This is a genomic window from Streptomyces sp. NPDC048192 (genome assembly GCF_043202415.1).
Classification (GTDB): Bacteria; Actinomycetota; Actinomycetes; order Streptomycetales; family Streptomycetaceae; genus Streptomyces.
Window position 1 is genome coordinate 116,313 of sequence record NZ_JBIDAL010000021.1, and the last position, 26,826, is coordinate 143,138.

Sequence of the window (26,826 nt, forward strand, 5' to 3'; positions counted from 1 at the left end):
CCCGCAGGGCCCTCCCTCTTTTCCGGAGGGAGGCCCCTGCACGGTGTTCGGTCAGGCGCGAAGATGCGTGAGAACAGCGGACAGCGCGCGCCGCACGGCCTGCCGGGTCTCGTCCGTGGGCTCGTGCACGTCGAAGCCGTGCATCGCGTGCGGCACGTCCACGAGTTCCAGCGCCGCGCCGCACTCGTCCGCGGCCGCCAGGAACGCGGCGACCGTCGCGGCGATCTCCGGCGCCTCAAGCCCCACCCTGGTCAGCACGATCGGCAGCCGGCCTGCCTTCGGCAGCACCGCCGCCGGAGCGAAGCGCGGGTCGACACCGACCCAGCCCGCCAGCGGCGCCAGCACCGGGTAGCTGGCGGCGACGCAGCGCAACCAGGGCGGAGGAGCAGCCACATGGCCGGACAACAGCAGGCCCCCGCCGGAGAAGGCCCACAGCGCGATCCGGTCCGCGTCGACGCGTGGATCTGCCCGCAGCACGCGCAGCGCCTCTGCGACGTCTGCCGCAGCCGCCGGGTAGTCGGACGTCGTGTGGAGCCCGTGGGCGACAACCGCCCCGACCACGCCCTGGCTCGCCGCAAGCCGGGCATAGCCGACGTAGAGCGGCCAGTCCCGGGGCGCGGGCACCATGTCCCGCGGCAGCGGGCCGCCGTGCACGAAGAGGATCGCCGGACGGGGGCCGCCGTCGCCGGCCGAGTCCGGCAGGTGGAGGTCCAGACGCCCTGTGCGTTCCCGTGCCGCCACCGGAACGTCGAGCAGGAACGGACGCCCCTGAAACGGCCTGCTGCTTGCCGGACTGAGCCGGTGGCCTTCTCCGGCGGCGGCACGCAACAATGTCGTGGCCAGCTCGTCAGGGCAGGAGAGCATCGGCCAGTGCCCTGTCTCCAGCTCGAAGAAGCCCACGTTCGGCTCGGCGAGGGCCTGGAACTGCGGCATGCCTGACGTCACCATCCGCTGCACGGCCTCGATGGTGAGCCCGCCCGCCGTGCACAGGATGCCGCTGGTCGGCACGCCTTTCAGCATGGGGGTCAGCCGCAGCGGCTCGGTCAGTGTGCGGCCTGGCTGCGGCGCGGCGAGCGACGACAGCCGCTCCAGATCGGCCGGCGGCAGGCCGGTCGTGTTGCCCCATCTTTGCCACTGATCGGGCGCGGGCGCCGGCACGGTCGCGTCCGGCCGCTCGCGCAGCAGCGCCTGCACGTCCGTGTCAGGCACCAGCGCAAGCGGCAGGTCGCCGTCCTGCGGCAGCCCGGAGTCCAGGTAGACGATCCGGGCCACCCTCTCCACGCGGCGCTGCGCCGCGCCGAGCACGGGGTGGATGGCGTAGTCGTGCCCGACGAGCACCACCTCTGGCGCGGTGACCCCGTCGATCAGCCCCACCACGTCGGCGATGTGGGTCTCCAACTCCACCTCGCCCTCGTCCTCCCCACCTGCCGCCGCCGCACCGCCGCCCATGCCGGTCAGCGTCGCGGCGTGCACCTCGGTGCCCGCCTCGCGCAGCTTCTCACCCACCCGGTCCCACAGCAGCCCGCCCGTGAACGGGCCGGAGGCCAGGATGAACGCGGTCTGAATCTCATGATCGCTTCGCATGCGGGTACGGTAGGAACTCCCTTAACAGGAGGTTCAAGTGGTGCTGCCACACAACCTGCTGAGCATCGGCGAACTCGCCGAGCGCGCCCGGGTGACCGTGAAGGCAGTGCGTTTCTACTCGGACCAGGGCCTGCTGCCCGAGGCCGGCCGCAGCGGCGGCGGACACCGCCGTTACGCCCCGCAGGCGCTGGAGCGGTTGCGGCTGATCCGCTCGCTTCGCGCGCTGGACGTGCCGCTGTCGGAAATCGCCCGAGTCGTCGCCGAGGAGACGGCCGAGGACGGTGCCGGGGAGGGCTTCGACGACAGGCTCGAGGCGGTCGTGGCCCGGCAGTTGGACACTCTGGGCACCGAGCTTGCCGCGCTCCGCTGGCGGGAGGCGGCACTGCGGCTGCTGCACGAGGCCGCGGCCGCGGAGCGCGCCGAGCTCCTGCGTCTGGTCGGTGCGCTCGGCACACCTCCCAGCACGCAGAGTCTGACACGCTACTGGCGTGGGCTGCTGCCGGTGCGGCTCCCCGCCCGGCTGGTGGCCGCCATCGTGGAGGCGGCGGTGCCGCCGCTGCCGGAGCAACCCTCGCCGGCACACGTGCTGGCCTTCGCCCGGCTGCACGAACTGACCGCGGCCGTGAACGACGCGTGCCTGGCGGAGCACCGGCCCTCGCCGCCACGGCCGGACATCCTCTACGACGGCCTGCGCGAGGCCTACGACCTCGCCGCGCCCGCCTTGCTCGCCGGTCGTGGCCCCGCCGCAGGCGAGGCCCTGGACTGCTTCGTCGCCGCCCACGCCCGGGCGCACGACCGCCGAGACACTCCCGATTACCGCCGCGAACTCGGCCGTGCCATGGCGGTGGGCGACCACCCCGCCATGCGCCGTTACTGGGCGCTCGCAGGCGAGCTGACCCCGGCCCCGACTCTCGGCGCCGTGAACACCTGGCTCAGCTCGGCGCTCGCCGCGCAACTCGCAGCGAACTGACGGTGCAGGGCTCGGCTCTCAGGGCCGGTCTCTCATGGACCGGTTGTCAGCGTCTTTCCCGGGACTTTGTCCGAGATCGCCACGACCTCGGCGACCCACCAGGCCGCGACGAGCGCCCCCACCGAGGGCCGGGTGATGTACGCGAACATGCGCACCATTGCGGTGCCGAGCGACCCGGTTGCCCGGCTGTGACACTCCGCCCAGATGCTGCGCGAGCACCGCGGTGACGGGTACATTGTTGCGCTCTCGTCGGCGCGGTTCGGCGGCACAGAACAGTGCTTGACGATCCTTCGGGTGGAGGACCATCAACGTGAAGCATCCAGCGGTGAGCCGGCCTTGGCGGGTGCTTCGACACGCGTGCGGCTGCTGGCAAGGCGGTGGGAGGCGGTGCCTGTCGCGATGATGGTGCCGTTGAAGGTGAGGGTCGACAGGCGGCCCTGCGATCCCGTGTGGGGCCAGGCAGTGCTCACTGCGTGGACGGTCAGGCGGTCAGGGCCTCGTCGGTGCCGTCCGCGGTCGTGGTGTTGGCGGCGAACAGGCCGTAGACGCCGGTGAGCTGTAGCAGACGCGTGGGCTGGGACTGCAGGCCGGTGATGGCCAGGCGGCTGCCTTCGGCGTCAAGGCGCCGGCGCAGGGACACGAGCAGGTTCAGCCCGCTGGAGTCCATGAAGGGCACCCCCGACACGTCCAGGTACAGTGGCGTGCCGCGCAGCGGGATGACGGCTGCGGCGCGTGCCAGCTGGGGGCAGGTCTGAAGGTCCATCTCCCCTTGCACGGTGATCACGGTGCGGTCGGGGTACTGCTGGGTCACTACGGTGAAGTCGTTCACGGTTCGCCCCTTCCGGGGTCGAGCCCATCACGCCCTTTTGCGGGGGAGGGCGTCAAGCACGCGGCGTGGGGCCGCGTACAGCCGAGCAAGACAACCCGCACCGCGCCCCGGTCACCCGGAGAATGACCATGAAGGCGGCGCGGGGCCCCTCACCAGACCAGGCTGGTCGTCCAGGCAGCGTTGCACACAGGGATCTGCGTGTGCCAGCCCGCTTGGTGAACGCCTGGGGAATCGGTTGCCAAGGTGGGCCCAAAGTGGGCACCTGTTTGCCAGCCCCGAAACTTTGCATGGATGGGGCCTGGGTAGAGGGAAGGCCAAAGTTGCTCGCTCGTCTGTAGGGGCCGCGATGCGGCGCCCTGCTCGGCGGGGCCTGAGCCCCCACCGCCCGAGCGGCTTCCTCCGCAGCCGTCAAGACCGGCTTGTGCGTCAGCGGTAGTGCTGTAGACAGGGTGCGCGCCTGGCAGTCCTGCCGTGGAACACCCTCGACTCCTGACGGGCGTCGCCGGGATGGACCCGGCTGGCATCGCCCGTACTCCCGGCCTCTACGCGGAGCGGGTCATCACCCGGAGCGGCTGGCCCGCCCTGGCGGTCTTGAGTTGATGGCCGCGCTGAGCGCGCCCACCCGCCCGGTACGGGACAAGGCGACCGGGAACTGGGTGCCTGCCCTGAATCCCGGCTCGCTCTGGGGCGAACGGCAGTTGCCCTGGCGGTACGGGCAGTGGACCGGTAGGCGCGGCGCAGCACCCATGGCGCACATCCGGTGTCTTCCGGTCGCGGGGTGCGGTCAGCCGGTGACGCAGCGGCGTTACGGAGCCGGGCAGCACGAGTACGCCGTGTGGTCGAGACAACGACAAGCGGGGGCCTCCGACGCAGCCACGGTGACGCGGTGCCCACGGTGCGGTCGTCGATCGTCGACCTGCTGTTTGACGCGCAGTGCAGCCGGATCTAGAGTTTGGAACCGATCGGTACCAAACTGGTTCCGACAGACGAGGAAAGGCGCATCGTGACGCTCAGCGCTGCACTGGTCCAAAAGCTCATCACCGCCGCGCAGGCGGAGGCCGTCCGGCAGGGATGTCCGCCGGTCAACATCAGCGTGTGTGATGCCGCGGGACACCTCGCGGGATTCCTCCGCATGGACAGGGCCGTCCTCGGCACCGTCGACGTCGCGCATCGCAAGGCGCGTACGGCTGCCCTCTTCGAGGCCGACAGCGCGGCCCTCGGTGGCGTGGCGCACCCCGACGGGCCCAGCTACATGGTCGAACACACCAACGGCGGGCTCATCAACTTCGGGGGAGGGGTCGTCATCAAGGACGACGACGGGGTGGTCATCGGCGCGGTCGGCGTCTCCGGCGCCTCCGTGGAGGAGGACGAGGTCATCGCCCAGGCCGCCGCCGCTGCCGTCCGCACCAAGGAGCTCCTCGGCGATGCCGCGTAGCGTTCTGTCCCTGGCCATCTCCACATTCGCCATCGGAACCACCGAATTCGTGATCGTCGGGATCATCCCGTCCATCGCAGGCGACTTGAAGGTCAGCCTCCCCACCGCCGGACTCCTGGTGAGCCTGTACGCCCTGTCGATCACCATCGGCGCGCCGGTGTTCACCGCGCTCACCGGGCGGGTCGACCGCCGCAAGCTGGTCATCTGCCTGATGGCGATTTTCCTCCTCGGAAACCTGGTGGCGGGCTTCGCACCGGGCTTCGGCACGCTGCTGGGAGCGCGCGTCGTCACAGCCTTCGCTCACGCGGTCTTCTTCAGCGTCGGAGCCGCCGTCGCCTCCTCGCTCGTCCCCCGGCAGAAGGCCAACGGTGCTGTGGCCGTCATGTTCGGCGGCCTGACGGTGGCCATGGTGCTGGGTGTGCCGCTCGGTTCCTGGATAGGCGAGACCTTCGACTGGCGTCTTCCTTTCCTGGTCGTGACCGCGCTGGCGGCGGTGAGTGTCATCTCCTTGCTGGCTCTTCTGCCGAAGCAGATCCCCCATACGCCACCGAGCAGTCTGCTCTCCCAGCTCCGCTTGCTCCGCAATGGCCGGCTGCTGACGATGTACCTCATCACCGCGTTGGGTTTCGGTGCGAATTTCGTCGTCTTCACGTACATTTCACCGCTGCTGACATCCGTGACGGGTTTCAGTGACGGCATGGTCAACGTCGGTCTCGTCGTCTTCGGAATCGCCACGGTCGCCGGCAATTTCTGGGGAGGGAAACTCGCGGACCGGCTGGGCACCAAGCAGGCCGCGATCGTGGTGCTGCTCGGCCTGGCCGCCACGCTCGCCTTCCTGCCGGCCACGGCCCACTCGGCGGTCGCCGTGCTGATCAACCTCGCCGTCTGGGGCTTCTTCGGATTCGCGATCAACCCCGTGGTGCAGACCGGAGTGGTGACGGTGGCCGAGGATGAGGTGCCCGAGTCGGTGGGCGCCGCGTCCGGATTCAACATCGCCGCATTCAATCTGGGAATCTCCGGCGGATCGCTCATCGGCGGACGGGTCCTCTCTGGATCAGGTGTGCTCAGCACGCCATGGGCGGCGGTTGCCCTCGCCCTTGCATCCGCAGCCGTGGCCGGCCTCGCGCTCAAGGCGTGTGCGGCCCGGCCGGCGCCGATGGAGGAACTCGCCAGGTGATAGCCTTGGGGATCGCGCGAGAAGCGCGATCCCCTGGTTCCATGAGCCATACACCGGACAGGCTCGAATGAAAGGCGGTTGTGTTGTCCAGGCCGCGGACTTTCGTCGAGGAACAGGCTCTTCGTAATGCCATGTTCGCCTTCTGGAAGTACGGCTATGAAGGCGCTTCGTTGAGTGTCCTCATGAAAGCCACGGGCTTGGGTAAAACCAGCCTCTACCGAACCTTCGGCAGCAAAGAGGAACTCTTCCAGAAGGCGCTCGAACTCTATCACTCGGAGTACCTGGATTTCCGGGTCGAAGCCCTGGCCGAGACCACGCCCAAGCGCATCGCGGAAAAACTTCTGTATGGCATCGCGACGCTGCACACGGGGGAGGCGACCCCGCCCGGATGTCTGGAGACGAACGGGGCCCTTGCCTGCGGTCCCGACAATGACCCCATCCGCGAGGAGCTTGCCCGCAAGCGCGACCTGATCAGGCCCGCCCTGAGCGAGCGGTTGCGGGAGACGAGCGCCAACGGGCCGCTGCCGCGGGGACTGGACGCCGACGCGACCGCGGCTCTGCTGGTGACGCTCATTCAGGGAATGGCCGTACAGGCCAAGAGCGGCCACGGCAGGACGGAGCTCGAAAGCACCGTGCGCGCTGCCCTCAGCTTGTGGGACGGGACGGAGAACGAGAACGAGGCGGCCCCTTCCGCCCCGCCCGCTGCCTGACTCTGCCCTTGGGCCGAGGGATGCGACACCATCGCGTCATCACCCGATGACGTCGTTCCAGGTGTCCAGGAACCCCTTCCACATCGGCCGCTCCCAGCCGTTGTTCGCTGCGATGGCCATCGCCCCGGCGCGGAGCATCAGCAGACGCTCGGCTGCCAGTGCGGGGGCATGATGACCCATGGCTTGCAGCAGTGGCTTGACTTCGGTCTTGAACCAGACGCGGTGCTGCAGCGTCGCATCACGTACCGGGTGCTTCCTGTCGAAGAACTCGGTCGAGACAGGCGCTGGCCACAGGTGGGCCGGCGATCTCTTCGTGGCCATCGGTCAACAGCGGTGTGGGGCCGCCTCCGTCATGGTCATCAGCTCCGAGGGCGGCTCTCCGTCACCAGCGGATTGCCGGCCGCGCCGCAAGCATCGTTCACCGGCTGCGCCTCGGCCGTGCGTGGGGGACGGCCCGGCCCCCGGGAGGTGAGCCGAGCCGTCGTGTGTCGGTTCTGCCGGCTTGCGCCGGTCCCTTCTTGTGCAGGGTCAGGTCTGGGCCGGACTTACGGGTAGCCGACCAGGTAGGCCACGTTGCTGCTGGGTGTGACCTGGTTGCCGGTGTTGTCGATGATGTGGTTGATGGTGCCGTCGCCGCCCAGGACTGTGGTGACCATGCTGTGGAACTTCACGGTGGACGTGGTGGGAACCTCGATGGCATGGCCGAGGACGACGGAGGGGTTGTCGCGGAGGTAGGCGTACACGCCCACCCCCCAAGCCTCGTGCGCAGTCACGGAGTTGGCGACCTTGTAGGAGGCGTAGCCGAGGTCGCCTCCGCTGGTGGTCCAGCTGGACTGGTCGGGCACGTCGTAGGGGGTCTCGCTCTGGTAGAAGTACGTGCGGCCGCCGTTGCCGTTCCAGGTGGTCTGGTACTTCTGGTAGTGCTCGACCGCCAGGCCGTACATGGTGACGTTGTTGCCGTTGACGATCAGTCCGTTGACGGCCGGGTTGGTCGTCCAGCCGACGCCGTTGGTGTGGTCGGCCCGCCACAGCCACAGGTCGTCGCCGATGACGTCGTTGCTGTTGACCACCAGTGTCTGGGTGGCCTTGCCGGCGATGTCGCCGCCGATGCGGAAGAACACGTCGTGCAGCACGATGGGGTCGGTGGTGTGGCTGGCGGTCGAACCGGCCGGGCCCACCTGCATGAGTGTGCTGGAGTTGGTGGTGTTCGCGCTGATCAGCAGCCCGGCGATGTCGATGCCGTCGACGTCCGCCGTGGTGATCGCGGTCACGCCGTTGTCCGGCACGAGGGTGGCCAGGCCCAGTCCCAGGACCACTGTGTCGGGGCGGGTGATGTTCAGAGGTGCGGACAGGTGGTAGACGCCCGGGGTGACGATCAGATTCTTACCGGCGGCGAGCGCGTTGTTGATCGTGGTGGCGGTGTCACCGGGCTTGACGATGTAGAACTGGCTGATCGGCAGTGAGGTGCCCGGGGCGGTGCCGTTGATCCAGTCCGGGCCCTGGACATCGGTGCGCACGGACGGGACGAACACCTGCCAGTTGCCCGAGCCGTCGACGTAGATGAACGGCTTCTCGCGCATCACCGGGCTCTGCGCGACGGTGGTGTACTGCGGGTTGGGGAAGCTGGTGGCCGGTGCTCCGGTGTCGCCGACGAAGACCATGTTCCAGTTGTGCCCGGTCCAGCCGCCGTCCATGGCCGTGTCCTGGGTGAGGAATTGCTGCTGGGTTCCCGAGTTGATCTGTCCGGAGACGCGGGAGTCGCCGATGTACCCGCCGCTGGACCAGTTGCCGGTGGTGCCGTGGGTGTCGTCCCACAGCTTCATCCCGCCGTGTACGTCCATGCGCCGGAACGGGTCGGCCTGCGAGACGGCCCACATGGTGCTTCCCGAGCCGGGGCTCACCGACATGTTCTCGACGTCGCGCCAGAAGTTCTGGGTGGCGTTGCCGTCGCTGGTGTGCCCCGCGACGTGTACGCCGCCGCCCGTGATCGACACCTGGTCCGGTGACAGGCCCAGCCCGGAGACCTGGGTGTAGTAACCGACGGGTATGTCGACGTTGTAGGTGCCGGGGGTGAACAGCAGGGCGTTGCGTTGGGTGCCGAACTCGTTGGTCTGCTGTGTGCTGTAGACGGAGTTGATCTGCGCCTGGATGGTGGACGTCGGCATCGACGGATCGAACACCGTGACGTTGGGGCCGAAGTCGGGGGTGTTGGGCGGCGGCGTGAGGCCGCCGGTGAGCGTGAAGGACTGGGCGGCGGTGCCGTTGCACGTGTACTGCTGCAGTTGGACGCTGTCGGCGGTGGACGCGGACGGTACATCGAGACACTTGCCGCTGTTGCGGTTGACGAAGTGGTACGTCCCGGAGGTCTCGGCAACCGGCAGCCACTGCTGGTTGGAACCGCCACCGTAGAGCCACAGCTGTGTCAGCGCGCCGTCGGCGGTGGAGACGTCGGTTTCGTCCCACACCTGATTCGGCGCGGAGGCCACACCGATCCGGTAGTAGCCGCTGTCGGTCGCGGTGAACTGCCAGGACTGGGCGGCGGTGCCGTTGCAGGTGTACTGCTGCACGGCGGTGCCGTTGCCGGTTGCCGCGGCCCGCGCGTCCACGCACTTGCCGCTGTTGGCGTTGACGACGGTGGTGGGGGCGGTGGGGATGGTCGCTGCACTGACGCTCGGGGCCGAGACCAGCGAGATGCCGGCGGCGGCCGGTAGTAGGAGTGCCGCCGTGAGGGCGGTGGTGCGTCTGCGAGGACGATGGGCTCGGACGAGCACAGCGAGAACGTTGGTCACGCGTGTCTCCTAGGGCGCCTGCGGGGGCGAGAGGTTGATCGGACGTTAGGCGCCGCTCCATGGGCCGTCAATATAAGTTGAAAGAAAAGTCGTGAACTATGGTCGGGCGCACAACGACCGCTGTCCGCGGGCGCCTTGGCCGTTGCCTCCGGCAGGCCGACTCGGCTGCCCCACGGGCAGTACGAAACCCGTCACATCTTCCGCAGCCCTCACGCTCACCGCCTCCCCGCTCGGCTTCGAGTTGATCTGCCTCGACGCGTCCATGGTCAACGTGGCACTGCCCGCCCTCGGAATCCCCCTGGACGGCGGCATGGCCGCATTGCAGTGGGTGATGGACGCCTGCACGCCGGTGTTCGCCGGGCTGATGCCGTCCACGGGCGCGTTCGCGCACCGGGGCGAGCTGGGCTTCGCGCTGGGCACCGCGGTCTCCACCCTGGCGTCGACCACCTGCGGGCTGGTACCCGACCTGCCGACCCTGACCGGCGTACGGGGCAGCCGGCGTCGGGCCGCAGCCAGCCCGAGCACCAGCGCCTGGTACGGCGAGGACGCCACATGGCCATGGACGTCGGCGGCCGACGCACCGGCCACCGCAGCGAAGTAGGCAAGGACCGCCTCCTCGTACCTCCGGATGGCGACGTGGACAGCGTTGGGGGAGTAGGGGTGCAGCTGGTGGTCGGTGAACGCTACGCGCAACGGGGCGACTTCCGCCGCCATGGGACGCAGATGGTCGGGAAAGCCCAGAAATCGCCGTTCCTCCTGGCACACGGATCTGATCAGCTCCTGCAGACGAACGGTGTCGGCCGTGGGCTGCGAGGGCTGGTCCCCGATGGCCAGGCCCTCGCCGCAAGGCGGCGGGGAGGAAAGCGAGCAACGGCAACGGCTTCATCCCCGATCGCATCGGCAGGCAGGTGCCATGCCATCGCACGGGCCACTGTTCCTCACCCCCGGTGGACTCGGCGCACGGCGCACCGACGAAATGCGCTCACCTGCCAACGCGTTGCTCGCTGGGCTGTGTGGCTCCCGTGCTCGTCGCATTCCCAGAACGTCCGGATCTTTCGCCGCCCCCGTTGCCGTGCGGTATGAAGAATGTCGGTGATACGGGGGGAGCGCAGGCGGGGCGGGAGGGCTCAGTGGTGTTCGATCGGAGTTCTCGGCAGAGGCAGAGGCCGGACCCTGGCCTGGAGCAGGCCGCCGAGTTCGGTGACTCACGGGCAATGATGCGTCTGGCGCGCTTCCTTGAACACCGCGACCCCCATCAGGCTCAACGGTGGCTCCAAAGTGCCGCTGAGGCCGGTGAGAGGGAGGCAATGTACCGTCTCGCCAAGCTCCTGACGGGACGAGAGGCAGACCAAGCCCGCCACTGGTACCAGCGGGCCGCGGAGGCGGGGCACCTTCAAGCCATGTATGTGATGGGCACGTTTGGTGACGTTGAGGAGGGCGTTGGGTGGCTCCGACAAGCTGCTGAGCATGGGCATGCCGACGCGAAGCTGGAGCTTGGTCGCGCACTACGTGATCGGGGCTTGCCCGATGAGGCGGAACACTGGCTCCGTGCAGCGGCCGAGGACGACGGTGAACAGTGGATCGAGCCTCGCGACGTTGCCGAGATCGATGCCGGTCTCGGTCCGAGGCACCAGGCATGCCTTGACCTCGTGACTTTGCTGGCCGCGCAGGGCCGCTTCGCCGAGGCAAGTCAGTGGCGCGATCGAGCGGGGCACGTCCTTCACTGGGAATCAAACGTAAACCGCGCCTTCTTCAGGCGTTCGGCGACGGGAACGGTCGTGGAAACCGCCGTGGTCGCCACCGCTGTCATTCCCTTCGTGCAGGCCCTGGTGTCCAAAGCAGCCGAGGACGCGTACGGGCAGGCTCGCGCACTGGTCCAACGCATGCTCGGCCGGTCCTCCACTCAGAGCGAGGCCACCAACGGCGCGACGCTGCTCATCGCGGACGACCCGGACGCACACATCACCTTGTGCTTGTGGTCAGACGTCACGGACGAGGCCTTGCGGGCCCTGGCTTCTCTTGATCTCGACGAGCTGACCGCTCAGCGGCCTGACCGTGGACGGATCCGCCTGGTCTGGAACCCGGCTGCTTCAAGGTGGCAGATCCGCGGCGACCCGAGAGACCAGTAATGGATCACCCACTGTCCGGCAAGCGCTGGTATCCGGACGCCGAACGCGCCCTGGCCGAGCGGGCACAGGCGCCGGGAGAGGACGGCCGGCGGGCCTCGGCGCTGTCGGTCGAGGCCGCGGACTGGCTGGATCATCGCATCCGCTGTGTTCAACCCGACGATCCCGTCCAGCACCGGCCTCCGACGCCGGCGTCGGCGTCGTGGCGGCGCGGCGGGCGGATCTGGGCGCTGGCGTTGGACACCGTGCCCGACGAGCAGGTCCTCACCCACCTTGCGTCCCAGTACGGCGACCCGTAGCCCGAAGGACCCCGATGGGTGCGCACCGGCGCCCTGGACTTGGTCGTGCGAGATCGGCAATCAGCTCCAAGCCGCAGACTTTGCACAGCCGAGGTGGCCGGTGATCTCACCCTCGAGAGGGGATTCCAGCAGCCGCTCGGTCAGCTGCTGGAGCAGCCCCCTCGGTAACGTTCTCACTGGTCGTCGATGCGTCTGTCATGATCGGGAGTTACACCGGACGTCTTACAGTCCCGCGCACTGCCGCCAGCGCCTGGGCGTGGCTACCTGTATGTCTCGCCAGGCTGCGGCTTGGCCGGAGCGAGGAGCTGTGTGACGGTGACGAAGGTGTAGCCGCGGGTTTGAAGAGCGGAGATGATGCCTGGAATCGCGGTGACCGTACCGTTGTAGCCGCGGTTCGTGGGGTCCACCCGGTCGTGGAGGAGGATGATCCCGCCGGCGCCGGTCCGGGCCAGGATCCGGTGCGTGATGAGTGCGGAGTCGGTCGTCAGGTAGTCGGCCGCGGTGGCGCTCCACAGGACCTGCGCCATCCCGAGTCGTCGGCAGAGCGCGGCGACGGCGTCGTCCGTGCGGCCTTCCGGCGGGCGCAGCAGGACCGGTCGGCGGCCGATGACCTTGGCCACCGCATCGCGGCCCTGGAGGATTTCTTTGCGCGCGTCGGCCTGGCTGATCTCGGTGAGGATCTCGTGGGACCAGGTGAGGGTTTCCACCTCGTGGCCTTCTGCAGCCATCCGCTTCACCGTTCCCGGGTGTCTCGCGACGTGGTCGCCCAGCGTGAAGAACGTGGCATGGACGCGGTAGCGCCGCAGGATGTCCAGGATGTGCGGGGTGCGTACGCTTGGCGAGTCGTCGAAGGTGAGCGCCACGCACTTCGCCTTCCGGCATCGGGCGGACTCGCCGGCGTTCCGGGCGGAGACGACTGCCGAACTGCTCGCCGACGGTAGCCGCTTCGCGTTTTCGGCCCCGGTCGTAGCGTTCTGGCCACCGCAACTGGAGAGGCCGAACGCCAGCGCTGCCACGGTCATCAGGGTGACCATACGCGCGGCCGGCGCAGGCATCCGGCGCGCCGTCGCGGTCGTATGCCTCACGCGGCGATCCCCGTCTGACGGCGAAGGCCCCCCAGCCCGCGCCGGCGCGAGCACACCTCGATAAGATCGGCGAGGCATATGTGAAGTTTAGTCCGGATCATGCGGCACAGGCACCTGGAGCGGCGCGCCGGGGGCCGTGCAAATCGGCGATGGCGGCTGCTCGGGGGCGTGTGCGTACCCCGGCTCATCGCTCCTGCCGCCGTGGTGACGGGACGGCCCGCTGGAGGAACTGCGTTGTTCCCAGTCTGGTCAGGGGCTTGGCCCGTGGTGGTAGACCACCCCGCTGTGCACTCCGCCACTGGTGGTGAAGAGCTGGGGAACGGTGACGAGGTCATATCCGCGAGCCTTCAGGGCGCCGATCAGATGGGGCACGGCCGGTGGGGTCGTCGCGTAGCGGTCGTGCAGGACGACGATGGCGCCCGGGTGGACCCGGGCGAGGACAGCCCGGTCGACGAGGGCGGGGTCGTGGTGCTTCCAGTCGCGGGGGTCCACGTTCCACATCACCACCGCCATCCCCGCACGGCGGGCCGCCTCGCTCACACGCGCGTTCCACGCCCCGAAAGGCGGCCGGAAGAGCACCGGACGGTGGCCCGTGATCGAGGCGATCTGCCTGGCCGCGGCCTCGATCTGGTGCTCTATCCGAGGCATGGCCAGACGGGGGAGGTGGGGATGCGTGACCGTATGGTCGCCGATCGCATCGCCGTCGCGGTACTCCCTCAGCGCGTCTACGCGGTACTGCAGTGCATGCGGCCCGATCAGGAAGAATGTCGCCAGGGCATGGCAGTGTTCCAGCGTGGTGAGGAGGGCGGCCGTGTACTGGGTCGGGCCGTCGTCGAAGGTGAGTGCCACGCATCTGACGGCCCGGCAGTTCACGGTGTGGGTGTGTGCCGGGTGCGCGAGCGCAGGAGGCTGTGGTGCGGCAACCGCCGTTGCCGCGCCGAGTGCGGATACGGCGACCGACAGGGCGGCGGCAGCGAGAGCCGCCGCCGTACGGTGCCGACCCGGCCTTGCCGTCATCGTGACACCTCGCCGTCGTGGCCGCGTCTTCGTGCGGCCAGGCTGATTCCAGTCTGGTCGGTCGGCACGAGGGTGGACCGCGAAAAAGGTAAGAGACAGGCAAGCGGCGGCGTAACCCGGCTGCCGTTGCTCACGCTCAGCGGCAGGACGTGACAACCCGTACCCGTGCGGGAACTCCTCGCCGAGGCCGGCAGGAGGGGTGATGCCGTACTGCTGCGGAACGCGCTGGCTGCCCCTTCGCACTGGCCTTGCCATTCACGAGTAATGGACCCTGGTATGGGCCTAATGGACCCTGGTATGGGCCGACCTGCCACGTGGGCCTACGATCGCGGCACACCGCCGAAGGCTTGTGCCTGACGAATTGAGTGAGCCCGTGAGCGACGACGTCCTGTCGATCATTCCGACTGACCCCCGGTGGCAGCCCGACCGGGCGGCGGCCGGGCGGACTGCCGCGCTCGCCGCGGATCTGGCTCCTGGTCTGCCCGATGGCGTGGAGGTCGAGATCGAGGTCACCTGGCACGACACCCTCAGCCCCGTCGACTGCGGCGACAACCTGGAACGGATCGGCTGCCCGCACTGCGGTGCCGCGATCGGCATCGTGTGGTACGCCGATCTGCTGGAAAACCACTGCGAGGACGGCTTCGCCACCCTGGCGGTGGAAGTGCCCTGCTGCGGCGCCGCCACGTCGCTGGACGTGCTGGACTACGACTGGCCGTGCGGCTTCGCTCGTTTCGAGATCGCCATCTGGAACCCCGAACGTGACTGGTTCGGCGACGAGGAACTGGCCGCTATCGGCGACACACTCGGGCACCCGGTGAAGCAGATCAGAGCCCACCTCTGACTCACGTCTCAGCACAGACCACGTGCCGCTGTCCAGCCTCGACGTCGCCCATTCAAGTGCACTAGCACCCAGGGCTGCGGCCGCGGTTGGGGGGGGGGGGCAGCTCGCAGGCTCGCTGGGCTGCGCGCCCGTACGGTGGACCGAGCAGCAGGCTGTCTCCGACGAGGCCGAGGAAGCCCAGCAGACGCCGCGGGGAGCGCGTGCGGCCTGATGGACCTGCACATCGAATTCCCTCGATCCTGCAGGTTGCACTTTGGGCCGGTGCCGCTGGCTGCATCGTTCCAACCGCGCCGTCGCCGCCGCGTGCGGGGTGATGTACCCCGAAGCCGTCGGGATCCCCGTCAAACCCGCGCGCTAGGATGCAGTCGCCCTCCAGGACGTGCTCCTCGACCCAGCCTGCACCGCCGAGAAGATCGCTGCCGTGCTGCGGACCTGCCCCACCGCCACCTCACCGCAAGCGTGGGCCGGGACAGCGCCTGCGCGCCGAAACCCAGAGTGGTGTGGTGGGAAGGTGTGCGGTGCTGTGCGTGGATCCCGGCGTTCGCCGCGTCTCACGCGGTCGCAAGCGGCATCCTGCGTGCATCAGGTGCTCGTGCGGCGCGGCAAGGCGCCGGGCAGACAGGTTTAGCGTGTTCGTATGAGCGATCACGGTGCTGGTCACGCTTTCACGTCGGTGGACACCCAGCCCCGGCCTGCCGAGTGGGTTCAGGACTGGTTCTGCAACCCGCCCAGCCTGGCGACACCATGCCGCCCGGACCAGCATCGAACGACACGTCATTCACCACAAAGGAAAGGCCAGCCGGCTGTCGGGCCTGCGAGACCTATCCTCGCGTGAACCCGTGGCTCCGCTCCACTTTCGCCACATGCAGTGTGTAGCTCTGATACCACTCCTCCTGCCCGCGTTTTTGCGCCGCGCGGTGCTCCGCGTTGCTCCGCCACTGCGTGAGGGCGTCGGCGTCGCGGAAGTACCCGACGGTGATGCCCAGTCCGCCAGGCGTCTGCGCGTGGTCCATCCCCAGGAACCCTGGGACATCCTTCACCAGGTCTTCCATGCGTGCGTTGGTCTCGCTGTAGCCGCTCTGGTCCTGGGTCCGCACGGTAGTGAAGACAGCCACGTAGTAAGGGGGTTCATAGGCCTCGACAGGCGTGACAGGCGCTTCCGAGTGATTGCTCATGGCACCACCGTAAGGCGGGACGCGCCCAACGATCAGCTGCTTTCCTGAACTGGATGCATCAAGGATCGGGTTCTTGAGCAAAGCTGTCTGAGGCGAGTAGCTCCGTACGGGGTCGTGAGAGGTCGGCGCCCAATTCGCGGGGGCGATCAGTGAGATGCCAGGAATTGGGGACGATCGCCCGCCTGGTTGATGCTGTCGGACGGGGCCGTCGACCTCTTCCTCGACGCCTGCCAGTCGGCCCCGAACCCGGCGACCTGTCGCTGTGCCCGCGGCTGGGCACTGCGCCTCCCCGCGACGGTCCCCGGCATCGGCTTACCAGCCTGGAGGAACTCAGGGTCCGAACCTGCGTTGGCCCTTGAAGGATCGGACGTCAGGGCCTGCGCCCTTGGTCCCCGATCCTCCGCTCCGGGCACCCTTGCCTGTTCCGCGGCCATGCGGCTCTTCCCGCGGTGCCGTTCACGTGTTTCATGTGGCCGAGACGCGCTGATATGGCATCGGTTCGTCCTTTGCGGCGCGGACGAAGTCGGTGAGCGCATCGAGGCTGTCGGCGCGGTGTGCGGGCACGCCGTAGCCTTCGGCCACCCGGCAGACATCGATGCCTGAGATGTCGAGGTAGGGGCCCTCGGGGACGTGCAGCAGCTCGGAGAACTCCTGCAGTGCCCGGTACTTGGTGTTGCTGCAGACGACGAGGGTGACCGGCACCTTGTAACGGACGGCGCTCCACAGCGCCGACGGGGTGTACTGCAACGCACCGTCCCCGATGAGGGCCGGGACACGGCGGTCGGGACAGCCCAGGCCGAGGCCACCGCGGCGGGCAGCCACCGGAGGCGCAGTACAAGAGGGAGCGGGGGCGCGTGATGGTGAGTCTGTCGCGGATCAGATCCGCCGAGGTCCACTCCAGGGCGATCATCGTGTCGTCGGTCTTTCCGCGGTCGACGGCGTCGAGGATCGCCCTCGGCCGCGTAACGGGGACCGGACACGTCGGGGGCGGGCAGGTCGCGCGCCGGCGGTTTGGGACGGTCGGTGGGGCCGACGGCCTCGGCGACCCGTGTCTGGTGCGGAACGGCGACCGGGGAGGGCTGGGAGCGATGTAGACCGGCAGATGGGCACGCTCCGCCAGGGACACCGCCGATGCGACCTCCAGCTCGGTGTCCACGCCCGGGCCCAGCACCATCGCCGGTGACGAGGCGGTCCGCAGCGCGTCGATCAGCTCGTCGAGTGGGCCCTGCGCGACGACGGGCGAGGCGGCGCAGCCGCGGTCCATGAAGTGTCGGACGGTGGCTTCGTCCACGGGCTTGTCCCAGTCGTCCAGTGGCACCGACAGGTACACGGGGCCGCGCGGTGCGCTGTCGGCGAGCATGAGCGCACGGGAGAGCAGGACCGGGGCGTCACGGCATGCTGTCGATCGCCGCACACGTCCACGGCCGGAACCGGGCGACTGTCGCCGCTGTGAGCGTGTCCGCGGTCGCCGCGCGTATCCACGAGGACGCGACGGTGCGCGAGCATCTGGCCTCCTCGCTCAGGGCCTGCGCGCGCGATCTCGCACGATCTGGGCGCCGACCGCCCGTGAACCAGCCGTGGTTCACCAGGGACGTCGGGCAGGGGCTCCCTCGCTCCGCACGCCCTCCGGCCGCCGCTCTGCCCAAGGCCTTCGCGTCTCGGAGCGCACGGTGCCCGCATGCCGAAGGCGGCGATGTGCTCATGCCGCAGGGCCGCCAGAGCAGGGGGCAGCGGCACCGCCCTCGTCTCGCCGGGCGGGCGGTTCTTCGGCCGTGCGGCTCCCCAGGGGGATCCGCGCATCCGGCGCGGATGTTCATGCCGCCGTGGTCGTTGTGCCGCGTGTTGGGCCACAGCGACTGCGGCCGGCCGCGGCCCCGCCTGGATCGAGGCGCGCTCGCTCACGCGGGGCGTTGGTGGTGACTCGGAGACCACCAGAGCGAGGGTCTGTGCCATCTCCGCCGCCGGGGCCGGTTTCGGGCCGTCGAGGAAGGTGCGGGCGGCATCAACGGGCGCGGGCGACGTCGCCGGCACGGTCACACTCCACCACGCCCAGGGCTCCGACCGCGGCGCTGGTCGTGCGGGTCGTCTCGATGTCGGTCATGCGCTGCCACCCCAGCCTCGATCGGCCCTACCGCCAGGCTCAGGGAGTGCCCGCCGGGGCCGGCATGTAACCAGGCAGGGCACTCTTCCGGGTGTAGTGGAGGCATAAATACCCGCACGAGCCAAGGAGGAAATCTGTCATGGCGGTAGTAGACATTGCCCGGTCGCAGGGTTACCTTTTGTCTCGTAGCCAGGAAGTCCCAGTGGGCACGGCAGACAGGAACTGCCGTGCGAGCAGGTCAAGCAGGACGCGACCCGAAGGGGTCGCGAGCAGTACCCGCGGTATCCAGCACTACAACCGAGTAACCGAAGGTAAGGAGCACAGGCGCCATCAGGATCGCCCGGGCGAGGAAGCATTGCCGCCCGGGTACCGCAAGACCCCGGATTGGAAGGTGGTCCCCGGTCACGCATCCGCGATCCCCGCAGCCCCGCCCTCCCGGGCGGACCTGCGGACAAACAAGGCCGGCCCAGTCGGCCGGTAGATGGTGTTGAAAGCTCGGGGCCCGGGTGCCGGTACGGCACCCGGGCCCCCCGACGCATCCCCGGAAAGAAGAGGTCTATGCCCCCTCGCAGTACCCGCCCCGCCGACATCCTCGACGACGACGACTACCCCGCCTACACCATGGGCCGGGCCGCCGAGATGCTCGGCACCACCCCCGCCTTCCTCCGCGCTCTTGGCGAACACCGCCTGATCACCCCCCTGCGCTCCGAAGGCGGCCACCGCCGCTACTCCCGCTACCAGCTGCGCATCGCCGCCCGCGCCCGCGAACTCGTCGATCAGGGCACGCCCATCGAGGCCGCCTGCCGCATCGTCATCCTCGAAGACCAGCTGGAAGAAGCCCAGCGCATCAACGAGCAACTGCGCGCACAAGCCACCCAGCCGCAGCCGAAATCCTCAGCCTGACAAGGACGCCGGTCGCGACCTCGATGCGGCCTTTCAGCAGCCCCGCCGAGCCGTGATCGGCGCGGCAGCCCGGCACCCGGCCGTCACGGCTCAGGGCGTGGAGAAGACGCCGGGCTGCAACATCTTCCTGCGTTCCATCGGCGTGCACGGGGCCGGTGCGCGTCGCTACGAGGTCTTCACAACCGGGATGAGGGCCCGGACCAGGTACTGGCTTCGGGCCCTCATGACTGCTGCGGGGCCTGGCGAGCTGCTGGGTGGCGGCGCCCATGGGTCGCCGCTCCAGTACACGGTGACCTGGCTGCCGGTCCGCTGGAAGGTCCCAGGCGTGGTCTGTGCCGGGATCGTCGGCGCCTCCAGCACGGCTTCCCAGCCTGGTCGCTGCGGTGGACCATGTCGCTCGGCAAGGGAAGGTATCGGCGCAGGCGTGCGCGGGGGCAGAGCAGTGGTCCCGTCAGGAAGGCCGCGCGGGCGGGGCGGTGTTGGTGGCCAGTGCCTCGGCGCGCAGCACGGCTGCTACGCGGCTGACGGACTGCTCCGGTGGGTGGGGCAGGCGGGCCAGGAGCAGGCGCCGTTGTTCCTGCGGGCCACCGTGCACGGGCAGGATGCGGACTCCGGGCGGTGCGACGGCCGCGAGAGTGGCCGGCGCCGTTGTCAGTCCGCACCCGGCGGCGACGAGGTGGAGCTTGGCGAGCCAGTCGCGGGCGGTAAGGGCGATCTCGGGGCGTTCGTCCAGGCCCGGCCATACGCCCATCAGCCGGTCCTCTCCTGAGGAGGAGCCGGCGATCCAGCGCTGTCCGCGCAGGTCGGCCACGTCCACGTACTCGCCGCGGGCAAGCGGGTGCGTGGCCGGCACCGCGATGCACAGGGCGCGTTCGGTCAGCGTCTGCAGCGCGAGCGGAGGCGACTCGGTGTCCGGCGCACGGAATGGGGGCGCCGAGGCGAGCAGAGCCAGGTCGATGCTCCCTGACCGCAGCGCGCGGGCGAGCGCGGGAGTGCCGCCCTCACGCCCGACGACGTGCAGGTCGGGGTCGGTGCGGCGCAACTCGGCGAGAGCCCGGGGCACCAGGACGGCTCCGGCGCTGGGCACCCAGCCCAGGCGGACCGTTCCGGCCTGTCCGGGCAGGCCGGACAGCTCGCGCGCGGTGGCCTCGATCTCGTCGAGCACGGTCATGGCGCGGCGCATGACGATCCTTCCGGCGTCGGTGAGCCGGACACCGTCACGTCGCCGCTCCAGGAGTTCGGCGCCCGCCGCCCGTTCGATGGCGGCGATCTGCCGGGACACCGCCGACTGGGTGTAGCCGAGCGAGGCGGCGGCCGCGGTGAAGGTTCCCTGCTCGGCCACCGCGCGCAGCACGCGCAGGGCCGTCAGTGAGACGTCCCTGAAGTCCATGACGTTTACGCATACCAGACGTGCCGAAGTTTCGTTGGACTCATGGAGAGCGGCTTCCTAGCGTGGCTTGCATGAATGCTTCGCGTATCGCCCTGGTCACGGGCGCGAACCAGGGGCTCGGCCGCGCCCTCGTCGAAGGACTGGCAGCCCGCATGAACCCTGACGACCTCGTGCTGCTCACCGGCCGGAACCCGCGGCGGGTGGCGGACGCCGCACACGAGGTCCTGAAACTGCCCGGCACGCGTGCCCGCGTCGAGGGCCGGGTCCTGGACGTCACCGACACTGATGCCATCGCCCGTCTCGCCGAGGAGGTGCGGGCCCGGTTCGCAGGGGTCGACGTGGTGGTCTCCAACGCGGTCACCCGCCTGTTGCCCGAAGAGTCCCAGACCGAGCGGGCGGACGAGTTCATCGACGTCTCCAATGTCGCCACCCATGCGGTGCTGCGCTCCTTCGGCCCGGTGCTGCGGCCGGGGGGCCGGCTGCTCGTCGTGGCCAGCAGCCTGGGCACGCTCGGGCACCTCAGCCCGGACCTGCACCATCTGTTCGACGGCGCGAGCCTTGACCAGGTCCAGTACGCCGTGGAGTCCTGGCGCAGCGCCCTTCACAACGGAACGGCGCAGGAGGCCGGCTGGCCCATCTGGCTGAACGTGCCCTCGAAGGTGGCGCAGGTCGCCGCCGTCCGCGCGGTCGCCGCCGAGCGCCGCGAGCACGACCTCGCCACCGGCACTTTGATCGCGGCCGTGTGCCCCGGCATGGTCGACACCGCCACCTCGCGCCCCTGGTTCAGCGACTACAGCCAGGCCCAGTCGCCGGCCCGGGCCGCCGAGGCCGTACTCGACCTGATCTTCACCGATGGCGTCGACTCCGCCCTGTACGGCGAGCTGGTCCGTTTCGGCAAGGCCGTGCCCTGGCACGGCGGCACGCCCCCGGTCGAACAGGACCGGATGCTCACCCCCTGATTCCCGTTCACTCGCTCCGCAGCACACCGCCAGGGAGTTCATTTCATGGGTTCCATCACCACCCCCTTCGGTTTCTCCAGCACCGCAGCCGAAGTCTCGGAAGGCATCGATCTGACCGGCCGTCGTGCGATGGTCACCGGCGCCTCCTCCGGCCTCGGAGCCGAGACGGCCCGGGCGCTGGCTGCGACCGGTGCGGCCGTCACCCTCGCCGTCCGGGATGTCACAGCCGGGAAGCGCGTCGCCGAGGACATCACCGAATCGACCGGCAATCAGGAGGTGCGTGTCGCGCACCTGGACCTGGCCGATCCCGCATCGGTCACCGCCTTCACCGCCGCCTGGCGGGGGCCGCTGCACGTCCTGGTGAACAACGCGGGCGTCATGGCCTGCCCCGAGCAGTACACCGAACAGGGATGGGAACGGCAGTTCGCCACCAACCACCTGGGCCACTTCGCCCTCGCCACCGGCCTCCACGGCGCCCTGGCGGCCGACGGCAACGCGCGCATCGTCGTGGTGAGTTCCAGCGGTCACCAGCGCTCACCCATCGTGTGGGACGACGTGAACTTCGCCTTCCGCCCCTACGACCCGTGGCTCGCCTACGGTCAGTCCAAGACCGCGAACGTCCTCTTCGCGGTCGAAGCCACCCGCCGCTGGGCCGAGGACAACATCACCGCCAACGCCCTCATGCCCGGCGCGATCTACACGAACCTGCAGCGGCACACCGGCGGCCGCGGCAGCGGCAGAGTCCCTGCTCACCTGATCAAGACCGTCGAGCAGGGCGCGGCGACCTCCGTCCTCCTCGCCACCTCACCCCTCCTCGAAGGCGTCGGCGGCCGCTACTTCGTCGACTGCAACGAGAGCGAGGTCGTCGACCGCCGCTCCGGCACTCTGCACGGCGTCGCCCGTTACGCCGTCGACCCGGACAACGCCCGACGCCTGTGGACCCTGTCGCAGCAACTCCTCGCGCACGCCCGCTGAACAGCCGACCGGACGACACCGCGGGCCCTGCCCGCGGCGCTCGTCCCGGTGGGAAGCCCGTCGGCAGAGCCCCGACGTGCGGCCTCCAGCGCAGCGGCTGTGTGCGGAGTCCGCCGAGGATGAGCGCGGGCATCCGCGGAGCTCGGCCCTCGGGGCCGGATGCTGCGCGCCACAGGGCGCCGGTGAGCTGGAGGAAGTCGCCGGGGTCGGCGTCCGTGCGGACACTTCCGTCCTTCTTGCCGGCGCCGAGGACCTGCGTGATCGCGGCGATGACCGGCCCGTAGCTCCGCTCGCTGATCGCCTGGTGCGCGCCAGGACCGAGCGCGTCGCCGACACCGTGCTTCCTGCGCATTCCCTCGACGAGGTCGGTCGTCCAGTGGCGAGTGCTTCCAGCGGCGGCATCTCGGTGAGCAGTCCGGCACGGAGCCGAGGGCGCCCGGCCCGACGCCGGCACGGGTCAGAGGTGCCCTGCCACGAAGTCGGCCACCTGCGTGCCGAGTTGCTGGCCCGCTCGGTTGTCGAGAGAGGTGTGCCGGCCGGACCAGACACGGCTCAGCCACGCTTCTTCGGCGGCGTTCTGGAATCCTGCAAAGTCTCGGGTGGCGCCTTTCGACGTCACAGCGAAAGGATGCCGTGCGCCGTAGAACCCGGCGAGCGTCGTTGCCGCCGCCTGGCTGAGGGCGGCGTGGGCGCTGGGATCGGACGAATCCGGGGCGGTCGTCAGCAGGGGAGTCCAGTCGGGGTCGCCGACGATGCGCGGGTTGTAGTGCGTACCGCCGAGCCGGATGGCGGTCACAGGCCGCCATAGGCAGTAGGCGTACTTGGCGTCGTATATCGCGATCGTGGTGTCGGCAAGGGACAGGTCGAGCCGGGCGAAGACCTTCACCGCCTTCTCCAGGCTCGCGTGCTGGGAGGTGACAAGGTTCTGCGTGATCTGGTTCCAGACGTTCCAGACGGGTGCCGCCGCCCAGAACTTCGCGGCCGCGGTCTGATCGGGGGTGCGAGTGGTACTGGTCTTGCCACCAAGGCTCTTGACCTCGGTCAAGGCGGTGGCGTACGCGGCGCTGCTCACGGCCGGCGGTGGTGCCGGGCGGAACTGCCCTCCGTCGGCGAGCACGAACGGCCTGACCCTGCCCCAATTGGTGAACACCGGGGCCGGGAAGTCGGGAGGAGTGGGCCGGTAGTCACCGGCCCTGTCGCCGGAGCGGAAACGCGGCGGCTTCGCCGAGGACCCTTCTCGGGAGCGCAGGCTGATCAACCGGCGGGCAACCGCGGCTCCCACCGCCATCCCGGCCTGCTTGTCCGGGCCGCTCGGGATCGCGGACAACTGGCTGCTCAGCCGCTGGTCGACGGCTGCGCGCTGGGCCGGGTACAGGGCCACCAGCACATCGTGGGCCGCCTGGTCCGCCGCGGCATCCGCACGAGCGCCTCGTGGTGCCGATACCGAGAACTTGTAGGCGGGGTCGGCCCGTGTGATCGACACCACCGCGTCGTACTCGGCAGCCTGGAGGAGCGCGAAGCTGCGCGTGGGCTGGACGGCGGCCGGCTGCGCCTTCGGATCGCTGAGGATGGTGATGAGTTCGCGGTTCCATTCCACGACCGATGTCCCCGGCCCTGCGGCCGCCGAGGGCAGAGTTGGCGAGTGAGCGGCACCGGCTCCGAAGGCAGGGCCGGTGAGTCCGGCTGCCAGCACGGTTCCGGTCAGTACGGCGAGTGTCTTCCGCTTTCCACCCATGCTCTGTGGTTCCTTGTCGCTGGTGCCGACCGGTGTCGACCGTGGCGGTACGCGTCACCCATTTGGTCCACGGCGGATCGCGCGGCCAGCCGGCAGGCACCCGGTTCGAGCGGGAGTCTGCAGCGCATGTCACAAAAAAGCACTCCGGACATCCGCTTCGGGTGAAGAGCTCGGCCATGGAGGCTTCGGAGAGTTAGCGGCGGTCGAAGACCTGCCACAGTCGTGGAGTTCGGCCAGGACCGCGGCGGCGAGCCGGGCCAGGGCGGCGGGGTCGGGGAAGACCTGGACGACGTCGGCCCGCCGTTTGATCTCCCGGTTCAGCCGCTCCAGCGGGCTGGTCGACCAGATCTTCTTCCAGTGCGCCGGCGGGAAGTCGGCGAACGCGGTGATGTCGGTTGCCGCATCCAGCAGCATCGTCTTGACCTGGGCGAACTGCCGTCCGAGCATGTTGGCGACCACGTTCAGCTGGGTGCGCACCTGCTCGCCGGTGGTTTGCGCGAAGATGGTGCGGATGGTGGCGGCGACCATCTCCCCGGAGCCCCTCTCGATCACCGAGAACACGTCCCGGACGAAGTGAACCCGCCCCCAGGGCTTTGACCAGGTCATCGACTGAGCGGGTCGCGACACCGTGCACGTATGCCTCCATCACCACGGCGAGCAGCGCCCGGTCGATCCGCCGCCGGCGTTCCAACAGCGAGGGGAAGAACGACCCGCTGCGCACCTTCGGGATCTTCAGGTCCAGGTCGCCGGCCTGCGTGGTCAGCAGCCTGTCCCGGTGTCCGTTGCGCCAGGTCGTGCGTGTCTCGGAGTGCTCGCGCGGCGTGGCGCCGATCACTTCGGTGGCCTCGGCCTCGGTCAGCTCCTGCAGGATGCGCTCGCACACCACCCTGATTGCTTCAACTCCATCGGCCCGACGTAGTGACTCGAGCGGCCGCATCAGCTCAGACTGGGACAAGGCCATCGCGTGCTCCTCCGGTTGAATTGCCCGTTCACCAGGGAGACTTTGGCGATAGCCTGCGCTTGCTCAGGGAGCATGGACCGCCAGCGGATGCACGCCCCGGGCAGACACCCGCGCGTTCCGGGACACTGCCCGGCTACACCACTTCGTGGGACGCGATCAGGCTTCTTCCCCAGCGGGAGGCTGTCAGTGCCCGTTCATAGGATCACGGCATGTCTGATGCCTTCACTGTCTTGTGGACCCATGACATGTGCCGTGCGCTGCGCAAAGCGGGTCGTGTGGGAGAGCGACCGCCGGTCGCCTTCAGCGGCGTTCACTCCTCCCTGCCCGCGTGGACGGGTGCTCGTGCCGGGGACGAGGTGTACGCACTGCATGTCAACCGGTGCGAGGTTTTCGTGGTGAGTCAGCTGCGGGTGATCGACATGGAACGACGCGACTGCTGCGGCGCGGTCCCCGCAACGTGGGAGGACCCTGCGTATCCGGGGCACGGCGACTGGTCGATGCTCGGCGCCGGCGGCTGCGGCGCCACGGCGGTGCATGTGGACGCAACGCCCGTACGCTTCGACGTGGCCCTCCCCGGTGATCTGCTTGAGAGGCTTACCTGGCGCAACCGCCGAGGTCAGACCCGTGGCCTGAAGTACGTGGTGGATGGCCGCCTTGAGAGATCGGTCAGCCTCCAGGGGTTCTACCGTCTGAGCCCCGAGGCCGCTGGCGAGTTGGCGGAAGTCGTCGGCAGATCTGCCCTGTGATGCTGAGGGATGAGCGAGGCATGAGTATCCGGCACGCGCGGCGCGCCTCTCTGCCGCAGTAGTTGTGGAGGAGGACCGCGGTGCGGCCCTCCTTGGTGTTGTTCTCATTGCCGGTGCCCAGGCCGGAGGCCGGGTGGGGGCAGGCGGCGGGGATGGTCAAGGGCAGCAGGTCCACGGGCAGGCCCTGGCCGTCACATCGTCGAGCGCCATCCCGTCGGCGACGGCTGCGTGCGCGGTGTTCACGGACGCTTGGTCGATCGTGGGCGGCACTGCGGCGGACGTCACGCCGGCCCGCGGACAGCAGACGGCCGTGTTCCGTCGGCGGCTGTTCGCCGGCCTTGCGGCCGGGTGCCGCAGCATCGACGGGCTGGGCAGGCGCCAGCAGTGCCCGGGAGAGCATCAGGCGCTCCTCGGCGCCGCGGACGCTTTCGCCGTCTTCAGCGCCCAGGACGGACACCGCGCCGCCGCGGCCGCTAGGAAGTGTTTGAGATGTGGTCACAGCGACTGCCGTATCAACGTGAGTTGGACGGTCGCCTGGTAGCGGACAGCGAGCTTGTCGTACCTGGTGGCCACTCCCCGAGCCTGCTCTCTGCTTCGTCATCCGAGCCGTACATCTCGACCAGCAGGCGCTGACGCGCCGCCTTCAGACGCTCGTCGTAGTTCGGCATGAAGATCTCAGCGAGCGCCGTTTCCAGGGCCCCGGAGATCGCGTAGATCGGAGACCAGACTGCACGGTCCGTCTTCAACAGGTCATCCAGCACGTCGGACTGGTGCATCGCTCGATAGAGCCAGTCCGACAGCACAAGAGCCTGATCGCGCGTGAATTCGATGGTTATCGGTTCCCCTGCCACGGGGGAACGGTAACCGGCACAGCCGATGACCACCCGCGTGGGGCACACGGCGCCGCGGCAGGCCCCATCAGCCGCTAGTGTCCTGAGTCGGGAATTCGCTGCGTAAGTCTTCAGTGGTTCGGCATGATGGCCGGGTGGCGAGGACGGGACGGCCGAAGGCCGAGCTGG

At 69.3% G+C, this 26,826-nt stretch carries 25 protein-coding genes and 3 pseudogenes; 15 read left to right on the plus strand and 13 right to left on the minus strand.

What is annotated here, in order from left to right:
• Positions 1 to 51: 51 nt before the first annotated feature.
• Positions 52 to 1,584 (minus strand): alpha/beta hydrolase, encoded by a 1,533-nt coding sequence (locus tag ACGFZN_RS34885; RefSeq protein ID WP_393862474.1) that lies wholly within the window; start codon positions 1,582 to 1,584, stop codon positions 52 to 54.
• Between the two features lie 37 nt (positions 1,585 to 1,621).
• Here ACGFZN_RS34885 and ACGFZN_RS34890 point away from each other — a divergent pair, with 37 nt between their 5' ends.
• The gene (locus ACGFZN_RS34890; RefSeq protein WP_393862475.1) at positions 1,622 to 2,554 is read left to right on the plus strand and encodes a MerR family transcriptional regulator; all 933 of its coding nucleotides are present in this window, start codon (positions 1,622 to 1,624) and stop codon (positions 2,552 to 2,554) included.
• A gap of 66 nt (positions 2,555 to 2,620) precedes the next feature.
• The gene (locus ACGFZN_RS34895; RefSeq protein ID WP_393862476.1) at positions 2,621 to 2,746 is read left to right on the plus strand and encodes a hypothetical protein; all 126 of its coding nucleotides are present in this window, start codon (positions 2,621 to 2,623) and stop codon (positions 2,744 to 2,746) included.
• A gap of 289 nt (positions 2,747 to 3,035) precedes the next feature.
• On the opposite strand, the gene ACGFZN_RS34900 is transcribed toward ACGFZN_RS34895, so the two are convergent.
• Entirely contained in the window at positions 3,036 to 3,383 is a 348-nt protein-coding gene (locus ACGFZN_RS34900) for an STAS domain-containing protein (protein WP_393862477.1), read from the minus strand.
• Between the two features lie 1,003 nt (positions 3,384 to 4,386).
• Here ACGFZN_RS34900 and ACGFZN_RS34905 point away from each other — a divergent pair.
• The 3 genes from ACGFZN_RS34905 (at position 4,387) to ACGFZN_RS34915 (ending at position 6,705) form a co-directional block, all read left to right on the plus strand.
• Positions 4,387 to 4,818, plus strand: a complete 432-nt coding sequence (locus ACGFZN_RS34905) for a heme-binding protein (RefSeq protein WP_393862478.1) — start codon at positions 4,387 to 4,389, stop codon at positions 4,816 to 4,818.
• The gene (locus ACGFZN_RS34910) at positions 4,808 to 5,995 is read left to right on the plus strand and encodes an MFS transporter (protein WP_393862479.1); all 1,188 of its coding nucleotides are present in this window, start codon (positions 4,808 to 4,810) and stop codon (positions 5,993 to 5,995) included. The genes ACGFZN_RS34905 and ACGFZN_RS34910 overlap by 11 nt, the downstream gene beginning before the upstream one ends.
• Positions 5,996 to 6,126: 131 nt before the next feature.
• Positions 6,127 to 6,705, plus strand: a complete 579-nt coding sequence (locus ACGFZN_RS34915) for a TetR/AcrR family transcriptional regulator (protein ID WP_393862480.1) — start codon at positions 6,127 to 6,129, stop codon at positions 6,703 to 6,705.
• A gap of 39 nt (positions 6,706 to 6,744) precedes the next feature.
• Here ACGFZN_RS34915 and ACGFZN_RS34920 read toward each other — a convergent pair whose 3' ends face one another.
• Together ACGFZN_RS34920 and ACGFZN_RS34925 are read right to left on the minus strand one after the other, a co-directional pair.
• Entirely contained in the window at positions 6,745 to 7,026 is a 282-nt protein-coding gene (locus tag ACGFZN_RS34920; RefSeq protein WP_393862481.1) for a hypothetical protein, read from the minus strand.
• Positions 7,027 to 7,250: 224 nt separating this feature from the next.
• Entirely contained in the window at positions 7,251 to 9,494 is a 2,244-nt protein-coding gene (locus tag ACGFZN_RS34925) for an RICIN domain-containing protein (protein WP_393862482.1), read from the minus strand.
• A gap of 271 nt (positions 9,495 to 9,765) precedes the next feature.
• Here ACGFZN_RS34925 and ACGFZN_RS34930 point away from each other — a divergent pair, with 271 nt between their 5' ends.
• From ACGFZN_RS34930 to ACGFZN_RS34940, 3 genes are all read left to right on the plus strand, one after another.
• Complete coding sequence (locus ACGFZN_RS34930; protein WP_393862483.1) at positions 9,766 to 10,095, plus strand: hypothetical protein; 330 nt, start codon at positions 9,766 to 9,768, stop codon at positions 10,093 to 10,095.
• A 706-nt stretch (positions 10,096 to 10,801) separates the two neighbouring features.
• On the plus strand, positions 10,802 to 11,623 hold the full coding sequence (locus ACGFZN_RS34935; RefSeq protein WP_393862484.1) for a tetratricopeptide repeat protein: 822 nt from the start codon (positions 10,802 to 10,804) through the stop codon (positions 11,621 to 11,623).
• Positions 11,623 to 11,919, plus strand: a complete 297-nt coding sequence (locus tag ACGFZN_RS34940; RefSeq protein ID WP_393862485.1) for a hypothetical protein — start codon at positions 11,623 to 11,625, stop codon at positions 11,917 to 11,919. The genes ACGFZN_RS34935 and ACGFZN_RS34940 overlap by 1 nt, the downstream gene beginning before the upstream one ends.
• Before the next feature lie 260 nt (positions 11,920 to 12,179).
• Here the strand turns inward: ACGFZN_RS34940 and ACGFZN_RS34945 are convergent, their stop codons facing one another.
• Positions 12,180 to 12,941, minus strand: coding sequence for a polysaccharide deacetylase family protein (locus ACGFZN_RS34945; protein ID WP_393862486.1), 762 nt, complete (start codon positions 12,939 to 12,941; stop codon positions 12,180 to 12,182).
• A gap of 312 nt (positions 12,942 to 13,253) precedes the next feature.
• Positions 13,254 to 13,853, minus strand: coding sequence for a polysaccharide deacetylase family protein (locus ACGFZN_RS34950; RefSeq protein WP_393862487.1), 600 nt, complete (start codon positions 13,851 to 13,853; stop codon positions 13,254 to 13,256).
• A 541-nt stretch (positions 13,854 to 14,394) separates the two neighbouring features.
• On the opposite strand from ACGFZN_RS34950, the gene ACGFZN_RS34955 reads away from it, so the two are divergent.
• Together ACGFZN_RS34955 and ACGFZN_RS34960 are read left to right on the plus strand one after the other, a co-directional pair.
• On the plus strand, positions 14,395 to 14,862 hold the full coding sequence (locus ACGFZN_RS34955; RefSeq protein ID WP_393862488.1) for a hypothetical protein: 468 nt from the start codon (positions 14,395 to 14,397) through the stop codon (positions 14,860 to 14,862).
• A gap of 250 nt (positions 14,863 to 15,112) precedes the next feature.
• Positions 15,113 to 15,310, plus strand: a pseudogene (locus ACGFZN_RS34960) (fic family toxin-antitoxin system, toxin component); the annotation flags it as partial.
• Between the two features lie 373 nt (positions 15,311 to 15,683).
• Here ACGFZN_RS34960 and ACGFZN_RS34965 read toward each other — a convergent pair.
• Both ACGFZN_RS34965 and ACGFZN_RS34970 read right to left on the minus strand, forming a co-directional pair.
• Entirely contained in the window at positions 15,684 to 16,037 is a 354-nt protein-coding gene (locus ACGFZN_RS34965) for an antibiotic biosynthesis monooxygenase family protein (RefSeq protein WP_393862489.1), read from the minus strand.
• Between the two features lie 465 nt (positions 16,038 to 16,502).
• Positions 16,503 to 16,859: a thiamine pyrophosphate-dependent enzyme gene (locus tag ACGFZN_RS34970; RefSeq protein WP_393862490.1), complete on the minus strand. Its 357-nt coding sequence runs from the start codon at positions 16,857 to 16,859 to the stop codon at positions 16,503 to 16,505.
• A gap of 573 nt (positions 16,860 to 17,432) precedes the next feature.
• Between ACGFZN_RS34970 and ACGFZN_RS34975 the strand changes: the two genes are divergently transcribed.
• Both ACGFZN_RS34975 and ACGFZN_RS34980 read left to right on the plus strand, forming a co-directional pair.
• The gene (locus ACGFZN_RS34975; protein WP_393862491.1) at positions 17,433 to 17,957 is read left to right on the plus strand and encodes an IclR family transcriptional regulator C-terminal domain-containing protein; all 525 of its coding nucleotides are present in this window, start codon (positions 17,433 to 17,435) and stop codon (positions 17,955 to 17,957) included.
• Between the two features lie 739 nt (positions 17,958 to 18,696).
• Complete coding sequence (locus ACGFZN_RS34980; protein WP_393862492.1) at positions 18,697 to 19,041, plus strand: MerR family transcriptional regulator; 345 nt, start codon at positions 18,697 to 18,699, stop codon at positions 19,039 to 19,041.
• Positions 19,042 to 19,492: 451 nt separating this feature from the next.
• On the opposite strand, the gene ACGFZN_RS34985 is transcribed toward ACGFZN_RS34980, so the two are convergent.
• The gene (locus ACGFZN_RS34985; RefSeq protein WP_393862493.1) at positions 19,493 to 20,431 is read right to left on the minus strand and encodes a LysR family transcriptional regulator; all 939 of its coding nucleotides are present in this window, start codon (positions 20,429 to 20,431) and stop codon (positions 19,493 to 19,495) included.
• Positions 20,432 to 20,502: 71 nt separating this feature from the next.
• Here ACGFZN_RS34985 and ACGFZN_RS34990 point away from each other — a divergent pair, with 71 nt between their 5' ends.
• Complete coding sequence (locus tag ACGFZN_RS34990) at positions 20,503 to 21,390, plus strand: SDR family NAD(P)-dependent oxidoreductase (RefSeq protein WP_393862494.1); 888 nt, start codon at positions 20,503 to 20,505, stop codon at positions 21,388 to 21,390.
• Positions 21,391 to 21,435: 45 nt separating this feature from the next.
• Positions 21,436 to 22,365: an SDR family NAD(P)-dependent oxidoreductase gene (locus tag ACGFZN_RS34995; protein ID WP_393862495.1), complete on the plus strand. Its 930-nt coding sequence runs from the start codon at positions 21,436 to 21,438 to the stop codon at positions 22,363 to 22,365.
• 163 nt (positions 22,366 to 22,528) lie between these two features.
• Here ACGFZN_RS34995 and ACGFZN_RS35000 read toward each other — a convergent pair.
• The 3 genes and pseudogenes from ACGFZN_RS35000 to ACGFZN_RS35010 all read right to left on the minus strand — a co-directional run.
• Positions 22,529 to 22,717, minus strand: a pseudogene (locus tag ACGFZN_RS35000) (TetR family transcriptional regulator); the annotation flags it as partial.
• Positions 22,718 to 22,822: 105 nt separating this feature from the next.
• Positions 22,823 to 24,058, minus strand: coding sequence for a vanadium-dependent haloperoxidase (locus tag ACGFZN_RS35005; RefSeq protein WP_393862496.1), 1,236 nt, complete (start codon positions 24,056 to 24,058; stop codon positions 22,823 to 22,825).
• Between the two features lie 238 nt (positions 24,059 to 24,296).
• Positions 24,297 to 25,061: pseudogene (locus ACGFZN_RS35010) on the minus strand (transposase); the annotation flags it as partial.
• Positions 25,062 to 25,270: 209 nt separating this feature from the next.
• Between ACGFZN_RS35010 and ACGFZN_RS35015 the strand changes: the two are divergent.
• Positions 25,271 to 25,807: a hypothetical protein gene (locus tag ACGFZN_RS35015; protein ID WP_393862497.1), complete on the plus strand. Its 537-nt coding sequence runs from the start codon at positions 25,271 to 25,273 to the stop codon at positions 25,805 to 25,807.
• Between the two features lie 512 nt (positions 25,808 to 26,319).
• On the opposite strand, the gene ACGFZN_RS35020 is transcribed toward ACGFZN_RS35015, so the two are convergent.
• Positions 26,320 to 26,658 (minus strand): hypothetical protein, encoded by a 339-nt coding sequence (locus tag ACGFZN_RS35020; RefSeq protein WP_393862498.1) that lies wholly within the window; start codon positions 26,656 to 26,658, stop codon positions 26,320 to 26,322.
• Between the last annotated feature and the right edge of the window lie 168 nt (positions 26,659 to 26,826).

Coding starts and splice junctions, on each gene's coding strand:
- ACGFZN_RS34885 (WP_393862474.1), bottom strand. CDS start 1,584: ATGCGAAGCGATCATGAGATTCAGACCGCGTTCATCCTGGCCTCCGGC.
- ACGFZN_RS34910 (WP_393862479.1), top strand. CDS start 4,808: ATGCCGCGTAGCGTTCTGTCCCTGGCCATCTCCACATTCGCCATCGGA.
- ACGFZN_RS34915 (WP_393862480.1), top strand. CDS start 6,127: ATGTTCGCCTTCTGGAAGTACGGCTATGAAGGCGCTTCGTTGAGTGTC.
- ACGFZN_RS34920 (WP_393862481.1), bottom strand. CDS start 7,026: ATGGCCACGAAGAGATCGCCGGCCCACCTGTGGCCAGCGCCTGTCTCG.
- ACGFZN_RS34935 (WP_393862484.1), top strand. CDS start 10,802: ATGTACCGTCTCGCCAAGCTCCTGACGGGACGAGAGGCAGACCAAGCC.
- ACGFZN_RS34940 (WP_393862485.1), top strand. CDS start 11,623: ATGGATCACCCACTGTCCGGCAAGCGCTGGTATCCGGACGCCGAACGC.
- ACGFZN_RS34945 (WP_393862486.1), bottom strand. CDS start 12,941: ATGACCGTGGCAGCGCTGGCGTTCGGCCTCTCCAGTTGCGGTGGCCAG.
- ACGFZN_RS34965 (WP_393862489.1), bottom strand. CDS start 16,037: ATGAGCAATCACTCGGAAGCGCCTGTCACGCCTGTCGAGGCCTATGAA.
- ACGFZN_RS34975 (WP_393862491.1), top strand. CDS start 17,433: ATGCTGTCGATCGCCGCACACGTCCACGGCCGGAACCGGGCGACTGTC.
- ACGFZN_RS34980 (WP_393862492.1), top strand. CDS start 18,697: ATGCCCCCTCGCAGTACCCGCCCCGCCGACATCCTCGACGACGACGAC.
- ACGFZN_RS34985 (WP_393862493.1), bottom strand. CDS start 20,431: ATGGACTTCAGGGACGTCTCACTGACGGCCCTGCGCGTGCTGCGCGCG.
- ACGFZN_RS34990 (WP_393862494.1), top strand. CDS start 20,503: ATGAATGCTTCGCGTATCGCCCTGGTCACGGGCGCGAACCAGGGGCTC.
- ACGFZN_RS34995 (WP_393862495.1), top strand. CDS start 21,436: ATGGGTTCCATCACCACCCCCTTCGGTTTCTCCAGCACCGCAGCCGAA.
- ACGFZN_RS35015 (WP_393862497.1), top strand. CDS start 25,271: ATGTCTGATGCCTTCACTGTCTTGTGGACCCATGACATGTGCCGTGCG.